The organism is Psychromonas sp. Urea-02u-13 (genome assembly GCF_002835995.1).
Classification (GTDB): Bacteria; Pseudomonadota; Gammaproteobacteria; order Enterobacterales; family Psychromonadaceae; genus Psychromonas.
The window spans coordinates 63453-85994 of record NZ_PJBZ01000036.1 but is presented as its reverse complement, the minus strand read 5'-3'; the positions used below and the strand labels follow the sequence as shown (position 1 = coordinate 85994).

Genomic DNA, 22542 nt, shown 5'->3' with positions numbered 1-22542 from the left:
AGGCTGGATGGTGCATTTTTTATTATTTAATGTTCAGCACACTCATTGTTATGCCCTTTGAATGTTTTGGGGTTAAAAACCGTGTTTTTTCCAAATTGCTTCAATCTCACCTGATTTTTTCAGTTCCTGCAGTTTAAGATTAAAGGCTTTATTTAATTCAAAAAAATCGGCTGTTTTTTTAGACCATAAAATATGCAACGTCTGTTGTGAAATAACTAACGGCAGCATGGTGAGCAATGCTTTATCCTCTGAAAACTGCTCATTTAGCAAAGCCTGTCCAACGCGTTTATCGGCCGCTACATAATCGACTCGACGCGCGATTAATCGTTTGAAGCAGTGATCTAGAGTATTGGATTTAACTTTAGAAAATAAACGATTACCAGTAAATGCATCGCTGTAATAATACCCATTTATGATGCAAATGCGACTGCCCTCAAAAGCATTGAGATTGGCTGTTTGTTTATAACTATCTTGATGGCCAAATAAAATGGTTTCGCTGATGGTAATCGCATCTGAATACCAAAAATACAGGTCTCTTTCAGTGTTGCTATAAGCCCCTAAAATAGCATCATAATTCCCTTTTTTTGTATGTTCTAGGGCTCGATTCCAAGGGACAAATGATACATTTAGTTGATAATCTAATTGGTTCAATACCAGGCGAGTAATCTCAGTGATAGGCCCTTGATTTTGCATGCCTTGAGCATAATATGGCTTCCACTGATCAGTGGCCATATTAATCTCTTTATCAGCATTAGAATGGCTTAAGCTGGTGAAGAATAGAAAGGGGATAATATAAGTAAGCTTCATGGGTATTATCTCAATAACTTGGTTTTACTATAGTAGATTACTAATGTTTTTTGTAAAAAAGAAGAGTCTGAACAGATCAACAATGACTGTTTTCCCCTTATTCTATCTACACAGTATAGAGGGGAATACTCTAAAAAGAGTTTTCTGTTGTTAGTCTTTTAGGTATTTATCCATTATCTGAGCAATTATTTTATCTTGTTTAAGGTTTCTGAGTATTTGATCATAGTTATCCATCACTCTCTGCTTGTCCGGATGGTTTGATGCGATAGGAAAAACATTATAATAGCTTTTAGACTTTAAAGGTTTAACGAGATAGCTTAGTTTTTCTGTGTATCCCTGTTGTTTTGCTTCATATAACGCACTAGTAGTATTAAGGGGGGCTGCATCAATGCGTTTTGCTAATAATTTTTTCATCTGAAGATGGTTTTGTGAGACAAGATCAAAAGTAAGGTCTGCATTAAGGAACTCAGGAGGATAATAAATGCCTTTGGTTATTCCTATTTTCAAGCCTTTTAAATCTGCAAAATTCTCGTAATTTATAGTGCCTTCATTTTCTTTAAGAATAAAAAAATTCCAATTTATATCCACATAAGATTCATTCGGGTAAATAAGATATTCCATGCGTGATTTTTTCTTTGAAAAAAGCAATACCATGTCAGCTTTACCTGATTTGGCTTCCTGAATTATCCGCGCAGCTGATTTAATTAATTTGATTTTATACTTAATATTAAGGCGTTTCATCACCTGAGCGATAACATCGGCATCAATCCCTTTAATGACACCGTTATCAAGGTACTTGTGTGGTGCTTGCGGATTCGCAATAATAATAAATTCTCGTGCGCTTACGTTAAGGGGCTGTAGAAGCAATAGCATGAAAAAAACGAAACTTAATGGTGTTAAAGTCTTCATGGTTGTTCCTTCCTAAGTCTGTTAATGAAAATGGTTTATTTTATACTGCTAATCTAGCAATAATCCACTCTAAGGCATTAAATTATATGAAGTAAAGTAAAGTGATTTTATTTTTAACTAATAAAAAGAGAGGAGACTAAATTGTCTCCTCTCTTTTTTGTTGCAAATTATGGTGTTTTTTCGTGTGCCGATTAAAGTCGTGAAATTTTGGCTTCCATTTCTTTTATTTTATCGTTAACCACTCTTTCAAGGTGTTTTAAATCATCTAATAATTGCTCTTTGACTTCTTTCTCTGTGTTTTTACTAATTGCTAGCGCATCTAACTCTTTAATGATGTTACGCAGTGTCGGGTTTATTTCCGATAAATTAGTAAAACTATCACCTTGATAACCGCCGCTGACTCTTTTTTGCTGACGTTGGAATTTAAACTTAGTGCTACGTGCAAGCAACTCACGACCGGTCTTTTTAAAATAGATCTTTAAAATATCTCGTTCACCTTCCTGACGCAGACTATAGCGCTTTATATCTTCAACATTACGAATACCGATACTGTTTAAATGTGTTTGCATGAGCTCTCCTGTGGGCGGTCTTAATCAAAATTAAATTTATCTTAAATAGGTTTAGTTTCTTTTACTGCTAAATTCAATTTAAACATATTGTTAGACGTTAGAGTGTGTTGGTTGTAGTGTTTTTTAGGGGAAGTGTTAATTATTTCGTAAAGAATTTTTAGTTTTTATAGATTTATGATTGCCGTTAAATAACTATTTTTCTTTGGGTGATACAAAGGGGGGATGAGCTATTAAAAGTAGGGAAATCGCTTATTCTTGTGGCTAATCAATGCTCTGGCGTATGGCTTAAGCTTTTATTCTGATTCAATGTACAGCACTTTATAGGGCACCAACTATGCTTAGCCATGAAAGACTCTAAAACAGCTAAAGTGATAACACAATGTGCCGATAAATTGATATGAAGTTGTATTTAAGGAGACCGTTATGAACAGTAATATTTCATCTGCTAAACCTTTTAGCCAAGATGTACGTAAACTCGCGACTGAGAGTGATAAAAAAGAGTCTGCGCCGATGGGCGAGCAAGTCTCTGAACTTGCACACAATAAAAAAGCAAACAGCATACAAGCGCCGATTTCTGTTACTAATAAAAAATTATTAAACGCCTCTATTTTAGAGTCTGCTTTAAAATTTCAGGGAAGTGTTGCGAGTCAGCCACAAGCATTGTTATTAAAGACCGCGCTAGAAGGCATTAATGAGGCATTAAAAGTACTCGGTGTGGAAAAAACGGTTGAGCAAAGTAGCAAAGAGGGCATTGATGTCAGCCCTGAAGCAACGGCGGATCGTATTGTTTCTTTTAGCACCAACTTTTTCCCGCTTTATTTAAAACAACATCCTGAGATGGATGAGCAAGCTGCGTTAACTAAGTTTGTTGATGTAATTAGCGGTGGTATCAACCAAGGTTTTAGCGAAGCTAAAGAGGTACTCACTGGGTTAAATGTACTGGAAGGTGATATTGCTTCAAATATTGAAAAGACCTATGAGTTAGTACAGCAAGGTTTAAGCAATTTTATCGATAAATATAAACCCGCTTAAACGTTACTGAGTAAGTAATAACGTATTCAACTCTCTGCTTATTGCGCCAATTTTATCGGCATGTTTTTTGTGTAAATAGCTGTAGGCGCTTAATACTAAAAGGGGCTGTTGGTAGCACCTTTTTAATTTTGCCCCGGTAAGTTGCATTAACGAAGGTGCAATATCTTCAGGGAAAACGGTATAACTCAGTGGTGTTTTCATTAATGATTCGATAGCCCGGGTGACTGAGTCCTGCTCGATAAAACCGGCTAATGATGATGCGTATAAATCATCAAAATAGGCGATGCCTGTCACGCCAACCGGCGTATATTCTGTTAACGTCTGGAAATCAGGACACTCTTTTTTTTGTGGTACATAGACAAACAGTGCTGAGCTATTGAGTTTGATAGGGATCATTGATAAGTTATCGTATTGGCGCATGGTGTAGCTGTAGCGGTATAACTCACCATCTAACTGACCAAGATTACTTTTAGTTAACGTATTCGCAGTGTCGAATTCTACAAAGTTGACTTGGAAGCCTGCATTGGTAATGGCGACTTCTAATAAATGCTGATAATCAACATTGAGTAACTTTAAATTGTTGCTGGTGGCTATTTGTAATACGTTTGCCACAGAATAACTGGAGAATAAAAGTAGCAATAAAACTTTTAAAAAATAACGCATACCTTACTCCTCATGCGGGACTGTTTTAAAGATAGCTTAGTTTTATTGAACATATAAAATTTTATTCTGGAAAATAAAACGAAAAATAATGCTATGGACTACAATCAGTTAAGTCATTCGTTATTATTTATGGGAGCACTTTTTTTTGCCAATTTCTCTGTTAATTTCTCATCTTGTTATTGCTCTGTGGGTTATCTCTTTGGGGGCCATTTCGACGCCACTTATGGCACAAGACAATTCCGTGTTACGCCTTGCGATGACACTTGAACCACCTGTTTTAGATCCTACAATTAATGCATCCACTTCTATTCAAAAAATCACTTATCAAAATATATTTGAAGGATTAACACAAATAAATAACCTCAACCAAGTACAGCCGGGTTTGGCCAAGGCTTGGGAAATTGATGACACTGGGTTAATTTATACTTTTCATATACGTAAAAATGTGTTTTTCCATGATAGAACGTTACTGAAGGCGACAATTATAAAGTCTTCACTTGAGCGAATGATATCGCTTAATGGCGCTAATCCGATTAAAGAGAAATTTACCAATGTGCAGAGCATTACTGTGATTAGCCAGCATGTTTTACGTATTAAACTCAAATGGTCGGATGGTGATTTCTTATATAACTTAGGTCTCGGTAACGCCATTATTCAATCGCCTAAATCTTGGGATAATAATAGCCATCAGCCAATTGGTACGGGTCCTTATCGGTTTGTTGAATGGAAGCAGGGTGATTATATTAAGCTAGTGGCTAATCATCATTATTGGGGAGCGCTGGCGAAGATTAAAGAGATTAAAATTGTCTTTACGCAAACACGTTCACAGGTAGTGAGTTACTTAGCTGATGGTTTGTTAGATGGTTATTCTAGTATGACAGAGGTTGGTTTTTTAGATTCGTTATTTGCTATTCGCCAAGATTACGTCCTAAAAATGGGTAATACCAGCGGTGAAATCATTGTTGCAATGAATCACGCGAATGAAATGTTAGCCTCTAAAGAGTTTCGCCGAGGCATTACACTGGCTATCAATAAAAAAGTGATTGCCGCAACGCCCAATTTTATTACCGGTGCTGAAATCGGTAGTCACTACTCTCCCGGTGATAGTGATTATTTAGACTTAACTCAGGCTTACCCTTTTAACCTTGTTGATGCCAAGCAACTGATTCAAAAGTCGGGCGTCGCTATTAAGCCGCTTACTTTGTTAGCACCTCCTCCTGCCTATGCACAGTTCATTGGCCTACATGTCCAGGAGATGCTAAAAAAGGTCGGCTTAACCGTTAAAATTGAACAGGTAAGTTGGCAAGAGTGGTTAACACGTGTTTATCAAGATAAAGATTATGATTTAACGGTGATTGCACACACAGAGCCACATGATTTAGATATTTATGCGCGTGATAAATATTATTTTAATTATGAAAATGATGAGTTTAAAAAGATAATTAACCAATTAAACCGAACGCACGATCAAAGCCAGCGCAGTGTGTTATTAAAAGAAGCACAGCAAAAATTAAGTGATGACGCGGTGAATATTTATCTCTTCATGTTACCTAAGGTAGGCGTTTGGCATAAAGCGTTACGTGGTTACTGGCTAAATGAACCTATCCCTGCGATGATTTTTTCACAAATGTATTGGCAAGAATAAAATGAAAGCAAAGTTAAAAGACAGGTTAAGTGTCAAAGTGGTTTTATTAACACTGGTTATGGCAAGCATGACATTACTCTCTTCTGTGGTGGGTATTGCCTCGTTGGCGGAGTTTAAATATGAGTACCAACAAGTAAAGGATGATAACTTTGCTCAGTTATTAAAGATGACTGAATTAAAGGCGCAAACCTATGACATTATCCACTTGTCTACTGAGATGTTACTGTCTAAAAGTCTCAATGAATTACAGTGGGATAGATTGGAAGTTTCAGATAAAAAGCTCTGGATTGATAAACTTTTTAATCAATTAACAGGGCACACTAATGACCATCAAGAACTGTTGATTTTAAAGCTGCGTTTATATTCCCATCTGCAAGAAATCGCGACGGCGATGACTGAAAAATTCACCATTTCAGAACGTTTTTTTATGCTTTATGCTAAGGCCGAATCGTTAAAGGCACACAGTTTAAAACGCAACGACATTGAGTTCTACATTATATTAGACAGGGCTATTTCGCACTTTAATCCCATTGTTAATAAAGAATCCTTCCCTACTAAAGAAGTCAATCTTGATGACTTAGAAAACTATATTAGTAAAGTCTCAAAGAAAATTGATAAGGCCGAATTAAAACAGCTTAAAGAGGTGTTTTTAGGAGAACAATCTCTTTCTGTTAGTTACCAAAATTACATTTATCAAGCCACTCGTATTGAAGAATTACGTTTAAATAATGAAGAGTTCTCTAATATTTTTGTTTCATTTCTTGGCACTAATGTCTCTTATATTCAAGATCGCTTCATGGAAAAGTTAACACTATTAGAAAGTAAATTACTAAAGCGCAAACAACGTTTATATCTAGTCGTATTTAGCTGTTTGTTAGTGACGCTATTATTATTGCTTATTCAGCTTGATTTTATTCGTCGTATTGAACTCATTCGTAAGGTGATTACCGCCGGTGATAGTGACCGCCGATTAGGCTTTCCTATTAAAGGAAAAGATGAAATTAGTCGAATGGCATTGTCGGTAAAAGATTATATCGAGCGTCTGGTAGACAAAGAGAAGGAGGTGTTAGCCATTAATGCGCAATTAGAGTACCTTGCGACACGTGATAGTTTAACCGGTATTTATAACCGCCGTTATTTTGAAACTCATATGGAGCAAGAAAACGTACGTTACCTACGTTATAAAGTGTCTTATTGTGTGGCCATGATAGATTTGGATTTCTTTAAACAAGTAAACGATAACTATGGTCATGATGGAGGCGACAAAGTACTTGTTGAGTTTACTTGTCGTGTTTTAGAGATCATTCGTGAGAGTGATGTTTTTGCTCGTTTTGGAGGTGAAGAGTTCGTTTTGTTAATGCCTAATACGATTGAAAAAAATGCGTTGTTATTATTACAAAGAATTAAGTTTGCCGCTGAAGATACTGTTTATCTATATGCTGATCAAGCAATCTCTTTTACGGTGAGTATTGGACTTGCAGAAGTACAGTCTTCACAGGATGATGATGCTTTTAAACTTGTTGCTTTAGCGGATAAAGCGCTCTATGAAGCCAAAAAATCAGGGCGTAACAGAGTTTGTGTATATCGTGCTTAGTGTTGTTTTTTAGAGAGGGTGTTCAGGTTGGGGCATTCATGTTAGGAGGCTGTAAGTAATATTTTATTTACAGCCTTAAATTTTTTATTTTAAGTTTGTTTTCAGTGACGTTAACATCTTAAATAACAATTCAATTTTAACCACGATATTAGGCAGTAGTTTTTTGTAGTGGTCTTCATCATCGGTCTGAATTGCTTGTAAATCTGCCGCTAATTCTTCCACGTACGGTAAAAAAGTATCAGAATGATTTTTGAATGCGCTATCAGCTGCAAAAATCTGTGCAAAACTGGCTTTTTTCTGTTCGCGAAGCTCTGCAAGTTGCTTATCAGCATCCACCGCTTTATGGTAAATAATCTTAACGTTTTCCTGCAACTGTATTAATACGCTTTCTTTGCTCATGTTTTATCCTAATTATTTGTATTTTATTTGTAACTATTCAGGGCGTCGCTATTTAAGGTCTGTTCAAGGTAAAGCTTCAGTTATCTGACGATAACCGTGTTAAAAAATGCTCATTTAAACGACTAAACTGCGCTTTTTCGCCTTGAACTAAGCATAAATAGCTTAGTCCTGAGCAGTTACTGTTTATTTTAGTATGAAAAGTACACGTTTTAGCAGGGTGCTGAGTAGTTACTCTTATTTTATTTATTATAGTGAATTTATCAGTGTTTTACTCTTTTCACCCGCAATTTCTCGGCTTAATTTAGGCACTAAATAACCCGGTAATTCCGCGGTTATCTGCTTCATTAATAATTGCGCCTTTTCTGTCGCTAAATCAAAATGCTGAGCACCTTGTACTTTGTCTAATAAAAACAAGTAATAAGGTAAAATATTAACCTCTGAAAGCGACTCGCTGAGGGCAACTAATGCCTCGCTGGTATCATTGATGCCTTTTAATAATACGCTTTGGTTTAACAGCTGAATGCCCGCTTGATATAGTTTTTTGACTGCGTCAGAGAAAGCGTCATCAATCTCATTGGCATGGTTGATATGTAAAACAAAAATAACTTTTAAACGACTATTTTTTAATAGTTGGCATAACTCATCGGTAATGCGTTGGGGGATAACAACAGGCAAGCGTGTATGAATACGTAATCGTTTTAGTTGAGGTAATTGGTCAAGTTCAGTAACGATATATTGCAAAAACTCATCTTTACTCATCAATGGATCCCCACCGCTTAAAATGACTTCGTTCACTTCAGGGTGCAACTTTAGATAATTTAATACCTCAACAAATTGTTGTTTATTGAGGTTATTATCTTGGTAGGGAAAATGGCGACGAAAACAATAGCGACAATTAATCGCACAGCCGGTTTTTAAAATGAGTAAAACACGGCTTTTATATTTGTGTAATAAACCCTGAATACCATTTTGATGTTCCCCCAATGGATCAAGACTGAAACCATCAACAATACGTTCTTCATTTTCTATCGGTAAGACTTGTTGTAATAACGGATCATTAATATCCCCTTTTTTCATTTTTCTGACAAAGGGCAAGGGCACCAACATTGGGAAGCTTTTGCGTGCCTGGTCGCTTAAATCAGCACTTTCTGGTGCGATATCCAATAATTGCAAAAGTTGCAGCGGATTTTTTACTGCATTCGCCAGTTCTTTTTGCCAAGAGGGCGTCGCATCGGTATTATTCACGGTAATTATTTTTGTCATTTTAAATTATTTTATAAAGAGGTTGTTATGGCTACATATAGTACCAGTGAATTCAAAGGTGGACTAAAATTCATGCTCGATAAAGAGCCTTGTGCGATTATCGACAATGAATTAGTTAAACCAGGTAAAGGTCAGGCATTTAACCGCGTTAAATTCCGTAAGCTGTTATCAGGTAAAGTAGTAGAGAAAACATTTAAGTCAGGCGAGTCTGTTGAAGCGGCTGATGTAATGGATATCGAACTTTCTTACCTTTATAACGATGGTGAGTTTTTCCACTTTATGAATAACGACACATTTGAACAAGTCGCTGCCGATGAGAAAGCGGTTGGTGATATGAAGAAATGGTTAGTAGAACAAGATACTTGTACGATTACGTTATGGAATGAAAACCCAATCGTAGTAACGCCACCAAACTTCGTTGAAATCGAAGTAACAGATACTGATCCAGGTCTTAAAGGTGATACTGCTGGTACGGGTGGTAAACCTGCAACACTAGCAACAGGCGCGTTGATTCGTGTTCCACTATTTATCCAAATTGGTGAAGTAGTAAAAGTTGATACACGTAACGCTGAATATGTTGGCCGTGTAAAAAAATAACAATCTATTATTGTTATTGATGAGCCCAGTTTAGCTGGGTTTTTTTATGTCTGTTGTTATTTGATATTCCAATTTTAATCATTCCAAAGCACATATGAGTAATAACTAGCGATCGAGTACAACGCAGATATTATTTATTTTAACCTGCAAGATAGAACAGATAGTCATGAGGGTTTAGATAGTCCTTTATAGGTAATTATTAATTTCTCACCTCGCAGTTTAGCTGCATAAAAATAACAAAACAGTTTCAATTGATTTACATCAATTCGTATTCACATGGATAACCTACGCTTAAGGTCAACTATCATGGTTAAATAATGGAGCCGTGCGATGAGTTTATCCAGATTCAAAAAAGTAACTAATAGCACCTTACTATTATTTATTGCAATACTGTTTGGAATAACGTCATTTTCTAGTTATGCACTGTTTGTTAGTCCCCCAAAAGACCCTATTCCTTTTATCAAAAGCGCTTTTCCTGAGTTAACCCAAATATCAAAAAAAAAGGGTGACCCTTTACTGTGGACGATTTATAAACAGCAACAGGTCTTAGGTTATGCTTTTGAGACCAATGATCTTGCCAAGATCCCTGCATACTCCGGTGAGCCGGTTAATATGCTGGTGGTCATTGACCCACACGCAAATTATATTACAGCGAAGGTATTAGAGCACCATGAACCTATTATTCTGGCGGGTATTCCTGAGCAAAAGTTATTTGATTTTATTAACCAATATGCGGGTTTATCGATAAATGATCGCATTAAAGTAGGTGGTAGAAACAGCGAAGGTTATCTGCCTATTGATGGTTTATCAGGGGCGACAGTGACGGTCATGGTCATGAATGCGGGTATAACTAAAGCGGCTAATAAAGCGGCGCTTGCGCTAGGTTTAATCGAGAAAAAATCATTAGTTATTCAACCCATTTCTACCATTAAAACGTTAGCCTTTGAAAAAAGATCCTGGTCAGAGTTAACCGGTGATGGCTCAATACGTAAGCTGACTATTAGTAATGAAACCGTGCAAAAGACCTTTGAGGGAACTGAGGCTGAAAATGTGGATCGTGTTACTGACAGTCATGCGCATCAAATGTTTGCAGAGATCTATTACACCTTAGTTGATATCCCTAATATAGGTAAAAACCTGTTTAGTGAGTCTGATTATATTTGGTTAAATAAAGGCTTAAAAACGGGAGAACATCTTATTGCCCTATTTGGCAATGGTTACTCTTTTAAAGGTTCTGGCTATGTACGAGGTGGTATTTTTGATCGTATCCAGCTACGCCAAGGTACGAGTGAGATAACTTTTCGTGATTTAGAGCATAACCGTGTGATGGACCTTTTTATAGAGGGAGCACCGCGGTTTAAAGAGATGTCGGTGTTTAAAATATCCGATTTTCATCAATTCGATCCCGGTGCTGATTGGCAATTAGAATTGTTAGTACGCAGACAAACAGGGCCTGTTGATAGCTTGTTTAGCCGTTTTAAAGCCGATTATCACATGCCTGAAAAATATGTAGATACTCCCGCTGCTATTTATCCTGCCCCTGAGCTTAGTTTAACGGAGCAGGTCTGGTTAGAGCATCAAGTGAAAGTGGTGATATTAATTGCACTCATTTTACTGTTAATTCTTATTCTATTTTTCCAAGATATTTTAGTGCGTCACCCTGTTTTTATGCATAACTTACGTCATGGTTTTTTAGCGGTAACAGTGGTGCTCATTGGTTGGAGTTGGGGTGGACAGCTTTCTATTGTTAACGTATTTACCTTTTTACATGCATTAATGGCTGATTTTTCATGGGATCTGTTTTTATTAGATCCTATTATTTTTATTCTTTGGAGTGCGGCCGCTGTCACTATGCTGATGTGGGGCAGGGCTGTCTATTGTGGTTGGTTATGTCCCTTTGGTGCATTGCAGGAATTATTAAATCAATTTGCGCGTTATATAAAAATCCCTCAAGTAGAGTTGCCTTGGGCTGTACATGAACGTTTATGGGCGATTAAATATCTTATCTTGTTAGCACTGTTTGCACTCTCACTAGATTCTCTTGCAGTAGCAGAGCAGTTTGCTGAAATTGAGCCTTTTAAAACTACCTTCCTATTAAAGTTTGATCGCCAGTGGCCATTTGTCACTTGGGCGGTGTTGTTATTAGTGGTTAATTTGTTTAACCGTAAAACATTTTGTCGTTACCTTTGCCCGCTAGGTGCTGCGCTTTCTATCTCCAATAGCTTCCGATTATTTGATTGGTTAAAGCGTCGCCCTGAATGTGGAAGCCCTTGTAAAACCTGTGCTAAAGAGTGTGAAATCCAAGCGATTAATCCCGATGGCGTGATTAATATGCGTGAGTGTCACTACTGCCTTGATTGCCAAATTACTTATTACAACGAGGTGAAGTGCCCCCCTCTGAAAAAGCTAGCCTACAAAAAACGTAAAAAGGCCACTGAAGAGGGGATTGAATTCCGAGAACTATAGTTCTTTAGCTCGATTTTTATTATTAAATAATATCGAGTAAATGCTTAGGGCTAAGCCATTTATGCTTAATTCAAGGCGGAAAAGCGCAGCTTAAATACTGCGTACATTCTGTAATACGCCCTTCGGGCCATCCTACGGATGTTCAAATTCATTCAGATGAGTTTGTGAATATTTTCCAACGCTGAAGTAAGTTGAAATGGCAACGATCTAAGTAATTACATTTAAACAACAGGATGGAGATAAATATGAGTGATAAAAACACAGATTTAACACCAGAAAGTGAATTAGAAAATGCTGACCGACGTAAATTTTTTGGTAAAAGTGCAGCCATTGGTGTAGCCGCTGCAGCGGTGCCGATGACGGCCGCTATGTTTGCTACCATGGCCAAAGCACAGGCCTCTGAAATTGCAGAAAACAAAGCATTTGTTCATCCTGGTGAGTTAGATGAATATTATGGTTTCTGGAGTGGTGGACACTCGGGAGAAGTGCGTATTATGGGCATTCCATCGATGCGTGAATTGATGCGTATTCCCGTCTTTAATAGCGACTCGGCCACCGGTTGGGGATTTACCGATGAGAGTAAACGTATTAAAGGGGAGAGCGTTGATATTATGATGGGTGACTCTCATCATCCGCATATGAGTATGACTGATGGTCATTACAACGGTAAATATGTTTTTATTAATGATAAGGCTAATAGCCGTGTCGCCCGTATCCGCTGTGATGTCATGAAATGTGACAAGATGATCACCATCCCTAACGTGCAAGCGATTCATGGTTTACGTGTACAAAAAGTGCCGTTTACAAAATATGTTATCTGTAACGGTGAGTTCGAAGCGCCGATTGTGAATGATGGTTCGACCATGCGTGATGTCAGTACTTATCGCTCTCTGTTTAACGTTATTGATGCAGAGAAAATGGAAGTTGCTTTCCAAGTCATCGTTGATGGTAACTTAGATAATACCGATGCGGATTATGATGGTAAGTACTTTGCTTCAACCTGTTATAACTCTGAAATGGGCATGACGTTAGGTGAGATGATCTCTGCCGAGCGTGATCACGTAGTGGTATTTAATCTTGCGCGTTGTGAGGCCGCATTAAAAGCCGGTAATTTTAAAACCTATAACGGTAATAGTGTTCCTGTCTTAGATGGCTTAAAAGGGTCTGAACTGACGCGTTATATTCCTGTACCTAAATCACCCCATGGTTTAAATACCTCATCTGACGGTAAATACTTTGTTGCTAACGGTAAGTTATCTCCTACGGTTTCAATTATCGCTATCGACAAGTTAGACTCACTATTTGCCGATAAAATTAAAGGTCGCGATGCTATTGTTGCAGAGCCTGAGCTTGGTTTGGGCCCACTACATACTGCCTTTGATAACAAAGGTAACGCTTATACAACGCTGTTCTTAGATAGCCAAATTGCTAAGTGGAACGTGCAAGATGCGATTGATGCGCACAACGGTAAAAAAGTGAACTACATCCGTCAAAAATTAGATGTGCATTACCAACCTGGTCATAACCATACTTCACAGGGTGAAACACGTGATGCTGATGGTAAGTGGTTAGTCTCTTTGTGTAAATTCTCTAAAGACCGATTTTTACCCGTCGGCCCCTTACATCCAGAAAATGATCAGCTAATTGATATCTCGGGTGATGAGATGAAACTGGTACATGATGGGCCCGCATTTGCTGAACCGCATGATTGTATTATTGTACATCGTAGTCGAGTGAAACCAGACAAGCTATGGACGCGTGATGACTCTATCTTTGCTGAAACACTCGCAATAGCAAAAAAAGATGGCGTTGATACCATGATGGATAACAAAGTTATTCGAGATGGAAATAAAGTGCGTGTTTATATGACCTCGGTTGCGCCTATGTTTGGTACCTCTGAGTTTACGGTGAAGCTAGGTGATGAAGTTACTGTGATTGTGACTAACCTAGATATGGTTGAGGATGTAACGCATGGCTTCTGTATGACTAATCATGGTGTGCAGATGGAGATTGGTCCACAAGCGACAGCATCAATTACCTTTAAGGCCAACAAACCAGGCGTACATTGGTATTACTGTAACTGGTTCTGTCATGCCCTACATATGGAGATGCGTGGACGTATGTTTGTAGAGGCTTAGCTATAAGTATTTAGGTCGTCGCCATTGAAGCCTACTTCATCGTTGAATAATGCTCACAAATTCATCGGGAATGAATTTGAACATCCGTAGGATGGCCCGCAGGGCGTAGCACAGGATGTGCGCAGTATTTATTAAACTGCGCTTTTTCGCCTTGAATTAGGCCTAAATGGCTTAGCCCTAAACACTTGCGGTATTTTTATTTGAAAATTACAACAGGGGCTAAATACATTTGAAACAGATTTTACTGGTTAGTTTTTTACTCTTTTCCTCTTTTATTCATGCCACATTAATTGAAGTCACCAGCACAGATGATTTACAGCAAGCGCTTGATAGCACTATTAATGGTGATACGGTTTTACTCGATGCCGGGAGTTATCAAGGTAACTTTGTTATTAAAAATGCCATCACTTTAACGACTAAAGAAGGTGCCGTTATTGATGCGCTTGGTAAAGGTCATGCGCTACAAATCATGGCCTCGGATACCAGCATAAAAAACTTAACCATTATCAACTGGGGATCTGATCTCACTGAACAAGATTCAGGGATCTACTCTGAGTCACGTAATCAAAATATAACCATTGAGAATAACCGTTTAGAAGGGGATGGTTTTGGTATTTGGGTGCAACGTGCAAAGCATATTTTAATAAAGAATAACCATATCAAAGGCAACCTCACGCTACGCTCGGCGGATAGAGGTAATGGCATTCAGCTTTCCAGTGTACAAAATGCATTGGTGATTAATAACAGCGTGACGCAAACGCGAGATGGCTTGTATATCATTGCCAGTCAAGAGAGTGAGCTACGTGGTAACACCCTATATAATCTACGTTATGGCGTACATTATATGTATTCACATCATAATAAAGTACTTAATAACCGCGCTTATAATACCCGTGCAGGTTATGCATTAATGAGTTCTAAATATCTCACTGTAAAAGGCAATGAAAGCCGAGATAGTGAAGATTACGGCATGTTAATGAATTTTATTACCCACTCGACTATTAGCAATAACCGCATTAAAAATGTATGGACTAAACCTGAGAACAAAGTCCCTGGACGTGAAGGAAAAGGGCTGTTCATTTATAACTCAGGTTATAACACCATTAGTTATAACCGCATTGAGCAAGCTGAAATTGGCATTCATCTCACCGCGGGCTCTGAAAATGGCAATATTTTTGGCAATAGCTTTATTAATAATCCCGTGCAGGTGAAGTATGTTTCTAATCGTCGCCAAGAATGGAGCCAAGAGGGTATTGGTAACTACTGGAGTAACTATTTAGGTTGGGATCTTGATGGCAATGGTACGGGTGATACACCTTTTGAACCCAATGATGCGATTGATAAGTTGGTCTGGCAATACCCTGAAGCAAAAGTGTTATTAGATAGCCCCGCAATTTTATTGCTGCGCTGGGTACAAAATCAATTCCCACTATTAAAACCGGGAGGGGTGAAAGATAGCTTTCCATTAATTAAGCAACCCGACCTAGAAGGTGATCAAACATGAAAAATAAGATCCTCACGTTAACATCGGTTGCTAAACAATATGGGCAACTTGATGCATTAAAGGATATCAACTTAGTACTGGAAGAGGGAGAGGTGTTAGGGTTATTTGGTCATAATGGCGCGGGTAAAACCACCATGATGAAACTTATTTTAGGTATTCTTAAAGTAAATTCAGGATCTGTTTCTGTTTTTGGCTTAGATCCGAATCATAAAAAGGCTTGGGCAAGTCGTAAAAAGATAGGTTACTTACCAGAGAATGTTAGCTTTTATGATCAGTTAACCGGGCTACAAGTATTAACTTATTTTGCGCGCTTAAAATCGGTGCCTAAAAAACAGATTATAGAGCTACTTGAAACGGTGGGCTTAAGTGAGGCGCAACATCGTGCTGTAAAAACCTATTCCAAAGGCATGCGCCAACGTTTAGGGTTAGCACAAGCTTTTTTGGGTGAACCTAAGTTACTGTTATTAGATGAGCCCACGGTTGGGCTTGATCCGGTGGCAACCAAGGATTTTTATCATAGTGTGGATCAACTCAAAAGTAGCGGTGCGAGCATCATTTTATGTTCTCATGTATTGCCTGGTGTCGAGCAACATATTGATAATGCGATGATTTTAAATCAAGGTCAGATAGCTGCGTCGGGCAGTTTAAGACAACTTCGCGCGCAAGCAAAACTGTCTGTTTCAATTACTACGCAGGGTATTAATGGAACCTTAAAAGAGGTTAAATCGCTTGCTAGTTTTATGGTGGCGAGTAATCAATTACTGGTACCAGAGTCTGAAAAAGTAAATGTTATTAGGCAGTTAATGATGTTTGATAATATCAGTGATATTAGCGTTGAAAGTGCAAGTTTAGAGAAAATTTACCATCATTACCTGCATGACTCAAAAGGAGAATCATTATGAATCCGATTCAAGCGGTTGCTTTAAAAGAGTTTCAAGATGGGTTAAGAAATCGTTGGTTACTGTCAATCACTATTGTATTTTCTGTGCTTGCTATTGGCCTAAGTTATTACGGAAGCCTTGCATCAGGGCAACTTGGCAGCCCTTCTTTATCAACCACGATTGCCAGCTTGTCGAGTTTATCGGTATTTATCATCCCTTTGATTGCTCTATTACTATGTTACGACAGTTTTGTGGGCGAGCAAGAGTCAGGCACGCTGCTATTGCTATTAACCTATCCGATTAGCCGTGGGCAACTGTTGCTTGGCAAGTTTATTGGGCAAGGCTGCATTATCTCGTTAGCCACTTTATTAGGCTTTGGTAGCGCGGCAGTATTGATCGCTTTAAATGGCAATGTCGCTGAGGTGTTCTCTGCATTTTCGCTGTTTATTGTTAGCTCTTCACTGCTCGGTCTTAGTTTTATTGCACTTGCTTATATTATCAGTCTGGTTGCCAGTGAAAAATCCAAAGCAGCGGGCATTGCACTATTATTGTGGCTATTTTTTGTACTGCTATTTGATCTGGTATTGCTGGGTTTATTAGTGGGTATTGAAGACGGTTTAACGCAGCAAGGGCTAGTGCAAGTGATGATGTTTAATCCAGCCGATCTATTTCGTTTGATTAACCTTTCTGCTCTGCAGGCAAGTGATGTAAATGGCGTTTTATCGGTAGCGATTAATAGTGAGTTTAATTCATTGACGCTATTAATTATTATGCTCGCTTGGATAATTATACCACTGGGTATTGCGCAGTTAATTTTTAGTAAAAAATCAATTTAGGAATATAAAATGAATCATTTAAAACTATTTACTGTTGTCAGTTTTTTACTATTTACTATTGGTTGTAATGATACAAAGTCAGAACAACAAATGTTAAAACAAGCGGTTGCAATTGAAAGTAGCGATGAGTGCCACTTGTGCGGCATGCTGATCTCAAATTTTGCTGGCCCTAAGGGCGAAATTGCAGAAAAACGCAGTGAGCAGGTTAATAAATTCTGTTCAACACGTGATATGTTTGCTTATTACCTACAGCCTGAAAACAAGCGTAATGTAACCCAACTGTTTGTGCATGATATGAGTAAAATGCCTTGGGATGAACTCAACGATGGTCATTTTATTGATGCTAAAAGCGCTTGGTTTGTTACCGGATCAAGTAAAAAGGGGGCAATGGGGCTGACCTTGGCAAGTTTTGGGCAAAAAGAGCATGCTGATGCCTTTAAAAAAGAGTTTGGTGGTCAAGTGTATAGCTTTGGTGAGATAACGATAGATAGGCTTTAATTATTGCAGCTAAGGCTTTCGCTTTGATTTCTGCATACAACTTCAGTTTTTTTTGGGGGGGGAGATAATAAGAAAAGGCGCAAATAAAGCAAACAAGTATGTGCTGTACAAAAAAGTAATCATTTGAATTATGATGATATGGGCCCAGTTTATCTGGGCTTTTTAATGCGTGTGACTATGTAGTTGGATTATATTGTTAGTGATAGTTACCTGATGAGTGATTTTTAAGGCATCTATTTGTACTTTGTAATCAATCAAGAATTGATTAAATAATACAATAAGTTGGGGATGTTTCATCGAAGATAAACTTCTTCCTCCCATCACGTAGGGCTGTGTCTCATCAAATACTAACGAGCTGTTCTTTTGGTCTAAATGCGCGATTCGATGCTCACCAATGGCAATATTAAAATAAGCGCCATCCACTCTTTCTTCTTGCACTAACTCCAATAAACGCTGGTAATCTGTTGTATATACAAATTTTAGTTTGCCTTGTTGTTGCTTGATTGAATAAATTTGTAGTGGAGTGAAGCCTTTGATAATACTAATGCTTTTTAACTGTGAAAGAGGCTTTCCTTTATTTTCTTTTTTTACAATCAAACCATCTCGATATTCGACAACGGCGTGGCTATAATAAATTTTTTCATCTTTTTTTAACTTCGGTGCCCAGCTGGCGTTACCTGGATATTTAAAATCAAAGCTGCCAATTAAAAATTCTGAATATAAGCGTTTAATCGGGAGTGGTCTGTATTCAAATTTTATCCCCTGTGACGTGGCAAAGAAATCTAATAATTCACGATTAAAACCGCTGTAATAGTCATTTTTATATTCAGAATAGGGATAATACTCGGAAAAGTTTTGCACGCCGATAACATACGTTTTTTCTGCAAACGCATTGCTCGTTGTTATCAGGAAAAAGATAAAATAGATTAATTTAATCATCGGGTTAAATTTAGGTTCTCTCTGTGAGTAAATAAAATCGTCATCGATTCATTCACTCAAAAAATGATGAAGTGATAGAAGTTTTCTGCGTAAGGTATAACCTGAAAGAGATAATTGATGGTCGATGAGGCAAAGGAATTGCGATCATTATCTTAATGTAAATATCTTAATGTAAATATCGTAATGTAAATCTTGAAATGGGTAATGAAAATAAATACGCTAACTTTGCAAAATAAAGTTAGCGTATTGGGTTTACAGTATCTGCAGTAAGAGTGTAAAAACAAAGACACTGACAGCAAAGGCAAAACCATAGCTAAGTACCTGTTGCCAATCGCGTCCACGTTTTATCCCTAAATCATGTAAGGCGTGAAAAATGCGGTGCAAAGTATGCCACAGCGGTAATGCCACTAATACCAGTACGATTGACGCGCCATACCAAGTGGTGGCGAAACTGTGAATCGTTTGGTAATTAAAGTTACCTTTATCGATAATGCCTAAGGGAATTAACAAGCCAGTAATTAATATCATCACTGGGGTTAAAAAAGCAGTCAACATACCGCCGGCACCAAACAGGCCCCAAAAAACAGGTTCATGGGATCGAGTATAGGTTTTTTCTTTATTTTCTAGCATAACAATCCCCTCTATAAAATAATAACTAATAAACAAAAAAGAGTAATGCCTACAAAGCCTGCGTAGTGGCCAGAGACAATGATTTTGTCATCGAGGCGTTTTCCTTTTATCCACAGATCAACGGCTTTAGGTGCAAGTGAGAACCAAGTAATAGTATGGTAAAGCGCAAAGGCGAGAGCAATGCTATGCAAAAATATCGAAAAAGGATTTTGCAATGCTTGCATCCAGGCATTAAAAGCGACTTCACCTTGGCTTAGTCGTAATATTCCCCAGGCCAATATCAAGCTATAGAGTGTGATAAAAACACTGCTTCCTTCTCGAAGCATGTATTTAGTGTAAAAGAGCTGTTTCATCCACCAGTCATTGGGTAATTCACGAGTATAAGGTTTGCGTTTACTCATTTTCTTGTTCCTTTTTTCTATAATATTTTTCGTTAATGATTATTGTGCTAAGCCGTATTGGTTAAGTACAAGGAAAAAGCGCGCAATTTAAACTCTTAAATGAGCACTTTTGACGCCGTAATTGGTCTATACGGCGACGCATAATCATTATTCAGGTTTAAACATGCCTATGAGGTAATCTTTACTGCTTTCAACTTTTAATAGTTGAATCGCAGCTGCGGGATCAACGCCTTTAGGGCATACAACTGAGCAGTAACCAACAAAGGTACAGCCCCAAACACCTTCTTCTTGGCTGACTATTTTCATGCGTTCAGCGCTGCCTGCATCACGACTATCACGGTTATAACGTGCAATTAATGCCAGTGCCGCTGGACCTGTAAATTTAGTATCGAGGCCATATTGCGGGCAGGCTGCGTAACAAAGTCCACAGTTAATACACATTGAAAACTGTTTATATTTTTCCATCTGCTCTGGTGTTTGTTGGTAGGCACCATCAGATAAGCATTTTGTTTTACCCTCTTCATTTTTTACAGGGATGATATAGGGTTTTATCTCTTCTAATTTTTTAATGAAATCATCCATCACTACCACTAAATCTCGTTCAATCGGGAAGTTAGCGAGTGGCTCCAAGGTGATTTTTTTAGGATGATAGTCACGTAAGAAGGCTTTGCAGCCTAGTTTAGGTACGCCATTAACCATCAAGCCACAACTGCCACAAATCGCCATACGACAAGACCAACGAAAGCTAATCGTGCTGTCTAAATGATCCTTGATATATTGCAGCGCTTCTAAAATCGACATATCGGCGTTATAGGGGATCTCAAAGACCTGTGTAAAAGGTTCATCATCTAGCTCTGGTCGATAACGCAGAATATCTATCTCAATAATTTTCTGACTCATGACTTATCCTCCTGAACGGGCTCTTCTTTAACCGTTGCCTCTATGTCTCCGGCTGCACCATAAGCGCGAACTCCGGGCTGACTTTTGGTAATGGTGACATCGCTATAATCTATTTTTGGAGATTTATCGGCCTGATAATAGGCCAGTGAATGCTTCAGATAGTTTTCATCATCACGTAGTTCAAAACCATCAATACGTTGGTGTGAACCACGAGATTCTTTACGTGAAATCGCACTGTGTGCCATCGCTTCAGCAGTATCTAATAAATAACCTAGTTCGATGGCGTATAAGAACTCAGTATTAAATACGCTAGATTTATCTTCTATTTTAATGTCTTTATAACGAATTTTAAGCTCAGCTAATTTATCGATGGTTTTTTGCATAGATTCTTGAGTGCGGTAGATACCGACGCCTTCTTCCATGCTATCACCCATCTCTTGGCGAATGTCTGCCATCTTCTCTGTGCCCTGGCTATGCAAAAGCGTTTCGGTTCTTTTAATAATGGCTTCCGCTTGTTTTTTAAGAGGTGCTATTTTTTCATGTTTGATTGCTTTTGCATGTTCAGCTGCTTGCTGCCCAGCAAGTTGACCAAATACGGCTAATTCAGTTAATGAATTTGACCCTAAACGGTTAGCGCCATGTAAGCCGACTGATGCACATTCACCGATCGCATATAAACCGGCGAGAGAGGTCGCCGTTTTAGCATCGGTTTCGATGCCACCCATTGTATAATGTACCGTTGGGCGAACCGGGATGGGATCGTAGACAGGATCAACACCGACATAGGCTTTGGCTAATTCGCGGATGAAGGGCAGGCGCTCATTGATTTTTGCTTCGCCTAAATGGCGTAAGTCTAAATGGATATAATCGCCACGTTCACCTTCAAAGACATTACCTTTTTGCTGTTCTTGCCAGAAGCATTGGCTGATTTTGTCGCGTGGTCCTAGCTCCATATATTTGTTTTTGGTTTCTCCAACGGGCACTTCAGGTCCTAAACCGTAATCTTGTAAATAACGGTGACCATTTTTATTCACTAAAATACCGCCTTCGCCACGGCAACCTTCAGTCATTAAAATACCACTGCCAGGTAATCCTGTTGGATGATATTGCACAAATTCCATATCACGCAGGGCAACACCATGACGATAGGCGAGTGACATACCATCACCAGTGACAATGCCACCATTGGTGTTATAGCTATAAACACGGCCAGCACCACCGGTTGCCATGATCACTGACTTTGCTTGGATGAGTTTGGCTTCACCTTCGGCAATATCTAAAATAACCACACCCTGAATTTTATTTTCTTTAACAATTAAGTCTAAACAAAAATGTTCGTCAAAACGGGTGATTTTAGGGTGTTGAAGTGAGGTTTGGAAAAGGGTATGTAAAATATGAAAGCCACTTTTATCGGCAGCAAACCAAGTGCGTTCTATTTTCATGCCACCAAACGCGCGTACATTAATAGAGCCATCGGGTTTGCGGCTCCAAGGACATCCCCAATGTTCTAATTGAGTCAGTTGTTTAGCTGCATTTTCAACAAAATATTCAACAACATCCTGCTCACACAACCAATCTCCACCCGATACGGTGTCGTTAAAGTGGTTCTCTAATGAGTCATGATCTTGAGCAACACCAGCCGCGCCTCCTTCTGCCGCAACCGTATGGCTACGCATAGGATAAACTTTAGAGATAAGCGCGATATCAAGTTCGGGATGATTTTCTGCTATCTCTATTGCAGCCCGTAAACCAGAACCACCGGCGCCAATAATGGCCACATCTGTTTTGATTATTTGCACGCTTATTACCTCTTTTTAGTATTGATAAACATCGAGTGTAACAAGGCTTTTTTTAAAATCCGTGAGGATAGT

21 protein-coding genes are annotated in these 22542 nt (G+C 38.4%); 10 read left to right on the top strand and 11 right to left on the bottom strand.

Annotated elements, in window-relative coordinates:
• Nucleotides 1-72 precede the first annotated feature (72 nt).
• The 3 genes from CXF74_RS01435 to CXF74_RS01425 all read right to left on the bottom strand — a co-directional run bounded on the left by CXF74_RS01435 (nucleotide 73) and on the right by CXF74_RS01425 (nucleotide 2285).
• The gene (locus CXF74_RS01435) at nucleotides 73-732 is read right to left on the bottom strand and encodes a substrate-binding periplasmic protein (protein WP_232772405.1); all 660 of its coding nucleotides are present in this window, start codon (nucleotides 730-732) and stop codon (nucleotides 73-75) included.
• Nucleotides 733-957: 225 nt separating this feature from the next.
• Nucleotides 958-1716, bottom strand: coding sequence for a substrate-binding periplasmic protein (locus CXF74_RS01430; protein ID WP_101080618.1), 759 nt, complete (start codon nucleotides 1714-1716; stop codon nucleotides 958-960).
• A 191-nt stretch (nucleotides 1717-1907) separates the two neighbouring features.
• Complete coding sequence (locus CXF74_RS01425; protein WP_101080617.1) at nucleotides 1908-2285, bottom strand: DUF3461 family protein; 378 nt, start codon at nucleotides 2283-2285, stop codon at nucleotides 1908-1910.
• A 423-nt stretch (nucleotides 2286-2708) separates the two neighbouring features.
• Between CXF74_RS01425 and CXF74_RS01420 the strand changes: the two genes are divergently transcribed.
• Complete coding sequence (locus CXF74_RS01420; protein ID WP_101080616.1) at nucleotides 2709-3317, top strand: DUF5610 domain-containing protein; 609 nt, start codon at nucleotides 2709-2711, stop codon at nucleotides 3315-3317.
• A 3-nt stretch (nucleotides 3318-3320) separates the two neighbouring features.
• Here CXF74_RS01420 and CXF74_RS01415 read toward each other — a convergent pair whose 3' ends face one another.
• On the bottom strand, nucleotides 3321-3980 hold the full coding sequence (locus CXF74_RS01415) for a hypothetical protein (protein ID WP_101080615.1): 660 nt from the start codon (nucleotides 3978-3980) through the stop codon (nucleotides 3321-3323).
• Between the two features lie 145 nt (nucleotides 3981-4125).
• Between CXF74_RS01415 and CXF74_RS01410 the strand changes: the two genes are divergently transcribed.
• Nucleotides 4126-5625, top strand: coding sequence for an ABC transporter substrate-binding protein (locus CXF74_RS01410; protein WP_157822306.1), 1500 nt, complete (start codon nucleotides 4126-4128; stop codon nucleotides 5623-5625).
• A gap of 1 nt (nucleotide 5626) precedes the next feature.
• Nucleotides 5627-7219 (top strand): GGDEF domain-containing protein, encoded by a 1593-nt coding sequence (locus CXF74_RS01405; protein ID WP_101080613.1) that lies wholly within the window; start codon nucleotides 5627-5629, stop codon nucleotides 7217-7219.
• Nucleotides 7220-7303: 84 nt separating this feature from the next.
• On the opposite strand, the gene CXF74_RS01400 is transcribed toward CXF74_RS01405, so the two are convergent.
• Complete coding sequence (locus CXF74_RS01400) at nucleotides 7304-7618, bottom strand: hypothetical protein (protein WP_101080612.1); 315 nt, start codon at nucleotides 7616-7618, stop codon at nucleotides 7304-7306.
• A gap of 246 nt (nucleotides 7619-7864) precedes the next feature.
• Nucleotides 7865-8881, bottom strand: a complete 1017-nt coding sequence (epmB, locus tag CXF74_RS01395) for an EF-P beta-lysylation protein EpmB (protein WP_101080611.1) — start codon at nucleotides 8879-8881, stop codon at nucleotides 7865-7867.
• Between the two features lie 27 nt (nucleotides 8882-8908).
• Here epmB and efp point away from each other — a divergent pair, with 27 nt between their 5' ends.
• The 7 genes from efp (at nucleotide 8909) to CXF74_RS01360 (ending at nucleotide 17801) form a co-directional block, all read left to right on the top strand.
• Nucleotides 8909-9478: an elongation factor P gene (gene efp, locus CXF74_RS01390; protein ID WP_101080610.1), complete on the top strand. Its 570-nt coding sequence runs from the start codon at nucleotides 8909-8911 to the stop codon at nucleotides 9476-9478.
• Nucleotides 9479-9808: 330 nt separating this feature from the next.
• Nucleotides 9809-11944, top strand: a complete 2136-nt coding sequence (gene nosR, locus CXF74_RS01385) for a transcriptional regulator NosR (RefSeq protein WP_101080609.1) — start codon at nucleotides 9809-9811, stop codon at nucleotides 11942-11944.
• A 245-nt stretch (nucleotides 11945-12189) separates the two neighbouring features.
• Nucleotides 12190-14082, top strand: a complete 1893-nt coding sequence (nosZ, locus tag CXF74_RS01380) for a TAT-dependent nitrous-oxide reductase (protein WP_232772404.1) — start codon at nucleotides 12190-12192, stop codon at nucleotides 14080-14082.
• 229 nt (nucleotides 14083-14311) lie between these two features.
• Complete coding sequence (locus CXF74_RS01375; protein ID WP_232772403.1) at nucleotides 14312-15586, top strand: nitrous oxide reductase family maturation protein NosD; 1275 nt, start codon at nucleotides 14312-14314, stop codon at nucleotides 15584-15586.
• Complete coding sequence (locus CXF74_RS01370; RefSeq protein ID WP_101080606.1) at nucleotides 15583-16488, top strand: ABC transporter ATP-binding protein; 906 nt, start codon at nucleotides 15583-15585, stop codon at nucleotides 16486-16488. The genes CXF74_RS01375 and CXF74_RS01370 overlap by 4 nt, the downstream gene beginning before the upstream one ends.
• Nucleotides 16485-17303: an ABC transporter permease gene (locus CXF74_RS01365; protein WP_101080605.1), complete on the top strand. Its 819-nt coding sequence runs from the start codon at nucleotides 16485-16487 to the stop codon at nucleotides 17301-17303. The genes CXF74_RS01370 and CXF74_RS01365 overlap by 4 nt, the downstream gene beginning before the upstream one ends.
• Before the next feature lie 9 nt (nucleotides 17304-17312).
• Complete coding sequence (locus CXF74_RS01360; RefSeq protein ID WP_101080604.1) at nucleotides 17313-17801, top strand: nitrous oxide reductase accessory protein NosL; 489 nt, start codon at nucleotides 17313-17315, stop codon at nucleotides 17799-17801.
• A 162-nt stretch (nucleotides 17802-17963) separates the two neighbouring features.
• Here the strand turns inward: CXF74_RS01360 and CXF74_RS01355 are convergent, their stop codons facing one another.
• The 5 genes from CXF74_RS01355 to frdA form a co-directional block, all read right to left on the bottom strand.
• Nucleotides 17964-18740 (bottom strand): substrate-binding periplasmic protein, encoded by a 777-nt coding sequence (locus tag CXF74_RS01355; protein WP_101080603.1) that lies wholly within the window; start codon nucleotides 18738-18740, stop codon nucleotides 17964-17966.
• Nucleotides 18741-18992: 252 nt separating this feature from the next.
• Nucleotides 18993-19370: a fumarate reductase subunit FrdD gene (gene frdD, locus CXF74_RS01350; RefSeq protein ID WP_101080602.1), complete on the bottom strand. Its 378-nt coding sequence runs from the start codon at nucleotides 19368-19370 to the stop codon at nucleotides 18993-18995.
• An 11-nt stretch (nucleotides 19371-19381) separates the two neighbouring features.
• Complete coding sequence (locus CXF74_RS01345; RefSeq protein WP_101080601.1) at nucleotides 19382-19771, bottom strand: fumarate reductase subunit C; 390 nt, start codon at nucleotides 19769-19771, stop codon at nucleotides 19382-19384.
• A gap of 147 nt (nucleotides 19772-19918) precedes the next feature.
• Nucleotides 19919-20671, bottom strand: a complete 753-nt coding sequence (locus tag CXF74_RS01340) for a succinate dehydrogenase/fumarate reductase iron-sulfur subunit (RefSeq protein WP_101080600.1) — start codon at nucleotides 20669-20671, stop codon at nucleotides 19919-19921.
• Nucleotides 20668-22470, bottom strand: a complete 1803-nt coding sequence (frdA, locus tag CXF74_RS01335; RefSeq protein WP_101080599.1) for a fumarate reductase (quinol) flavoprotein subunit — start codon at nucleotides 22468-22470, stop codon at nucleotides 20668-20670. The genes CXF74_RS01340 and frdA overlap by 4 nt, the downstream gene beginning before the upstream one ends.
• Nucleotides 22471-22542: the final 72 nt, after the last annotated feature.

What these genes read in the sequence shown, in the direction of transcription:
- CXF74_RS01435 (WP_232772405.1), bottom strand. Translation starts at nt 732, where the DNA reads ATGGCCACTGATCAGTGGAAGCCATATTATGCTCAAGGCATGCAAAAT.
- CXF74_RS01430 (WP_101080618.1), bottom strand. Translation starts at nt 1,716, where the DNA reads ATGAAGACTTTAACACCATTAAGTTTCGTTTTTTTCATGCTATTGCTT.
- CXF74_RS01425 (WP_101080617.1), bottom strand. Translation starts at nt 2,285, where the DNA reads ATGCAAACACATTTAAACAGTATCGGTATTCGTAATGTTGAAGATATA.
- CXF74_RS01420 (WP_101080616.1), top strand. Translation starts at nt 2,709, where the DNA reads ATGAACAGTAATATTTCATCTGCTAAACCTTTTAGCCAAGATGTACGT.
- CXF74_RS01415 (WP_101080615.1), bottom strand. Translation starts at nt 3,980, where the DNA reads ATGCGTTATTTTTTAAAAGTTTTATTGCTACTTTTATTCTCCAGTTAT.
- CXF74_RS01405 (WP_101080613.1), top strand. Translation starts at nt 5,627, where the DNA reads ATGAAAGCAAAGTTAAAAGACAGGTTAAGTGTCAAAGTGGTTTTATTA.
- CXF74_RS01400 (WP_101080612.1), bottom strand. Translation starts at nt 7,618, where the DNA reads ATGAGCAAAGAAAGCGTATTAATACAGTTGCAGGAAAACGTTAAGATT.
- epmB (WP_101080611.1), bottom strand. Translation starts at nt 8,881, where the DNA reads ATGACAAAAATAATTACCGTGAATAATACCGATGCGACGCCCTCTTGG.
- efp (WP_101080610.1), top strand. Translation starts at nt 8,909, where the DNA reads ATGGCTACATATAGTACCAGTGAATTCAAAGGTGGACTAAAATTCATG.
- nosR (WP_101080609.1), top strand. Translation starts at nt 9,809, where the DNA reads ATGAGTTTATCCAGATTCAAAAAAGTAACTAATAGCACCTTACTATTA.
- nosZ (WP_232772404.1), top strand. Translation starts at nt 12,190, where the DNA reads ATGAGTGATAAAAACACAGATTTAACACCAGAAAGTGAATTAGAAAAT.
- CXF74_RS01370 (WP_101080606.1), top strand. Translation starts at nt 15,583, where the DNA reads ATGAAAAATAAGATCCTCACGTTAACATCGGTTGCTAAACAATATGGG.
- CXF74_RS01365 (WP_101080605.1), top strand. Translation starts at nt 16,485, where the DNA reads ATGAATCCGATTCAAGCGGTTGCTTTAAAAGAGTTTCAAGATGGGTTA.
- CXF74_RS01360 (WP_101080604.1), top strand. Translation starts at nt 17,313, where the DNA reads ATGAATCATTTAAAACTATTTACTGTTGTCAGTTTTTTACTATTTACT.
- CXF74_RS01355 (WP_101080603.1), bottom strand. Translation starts at nt 18,740, where the DNA reads ATGATTAAATTAATCTATTTTATCTTTTTCCTGATAACAACGAGCAAT.
- frdD (WP_101080602.1), bottom strand. Translation starts at nt 19,370, where the DNA reads ATGCTAGAAAATAAAGAAAAAACCTATACTCGATCCCATGAACCTGTT.
- CXF74_RS01345 (WP_101080601.1), bottom strand. Translation starts at nt 19,771, where the DNA reads ATGAGTAAACGCAAACCTTATACTCGTGAATTACCCAATGACTGGTGG.
- CXF74_RS01340 (WP_101080600.1), bottom strand. Translation starts at nt 20,671, where the DNA reads ATGAGTCAGAAAATTATTGAGATAGATATTCTGCGTTATCGACCAGAG.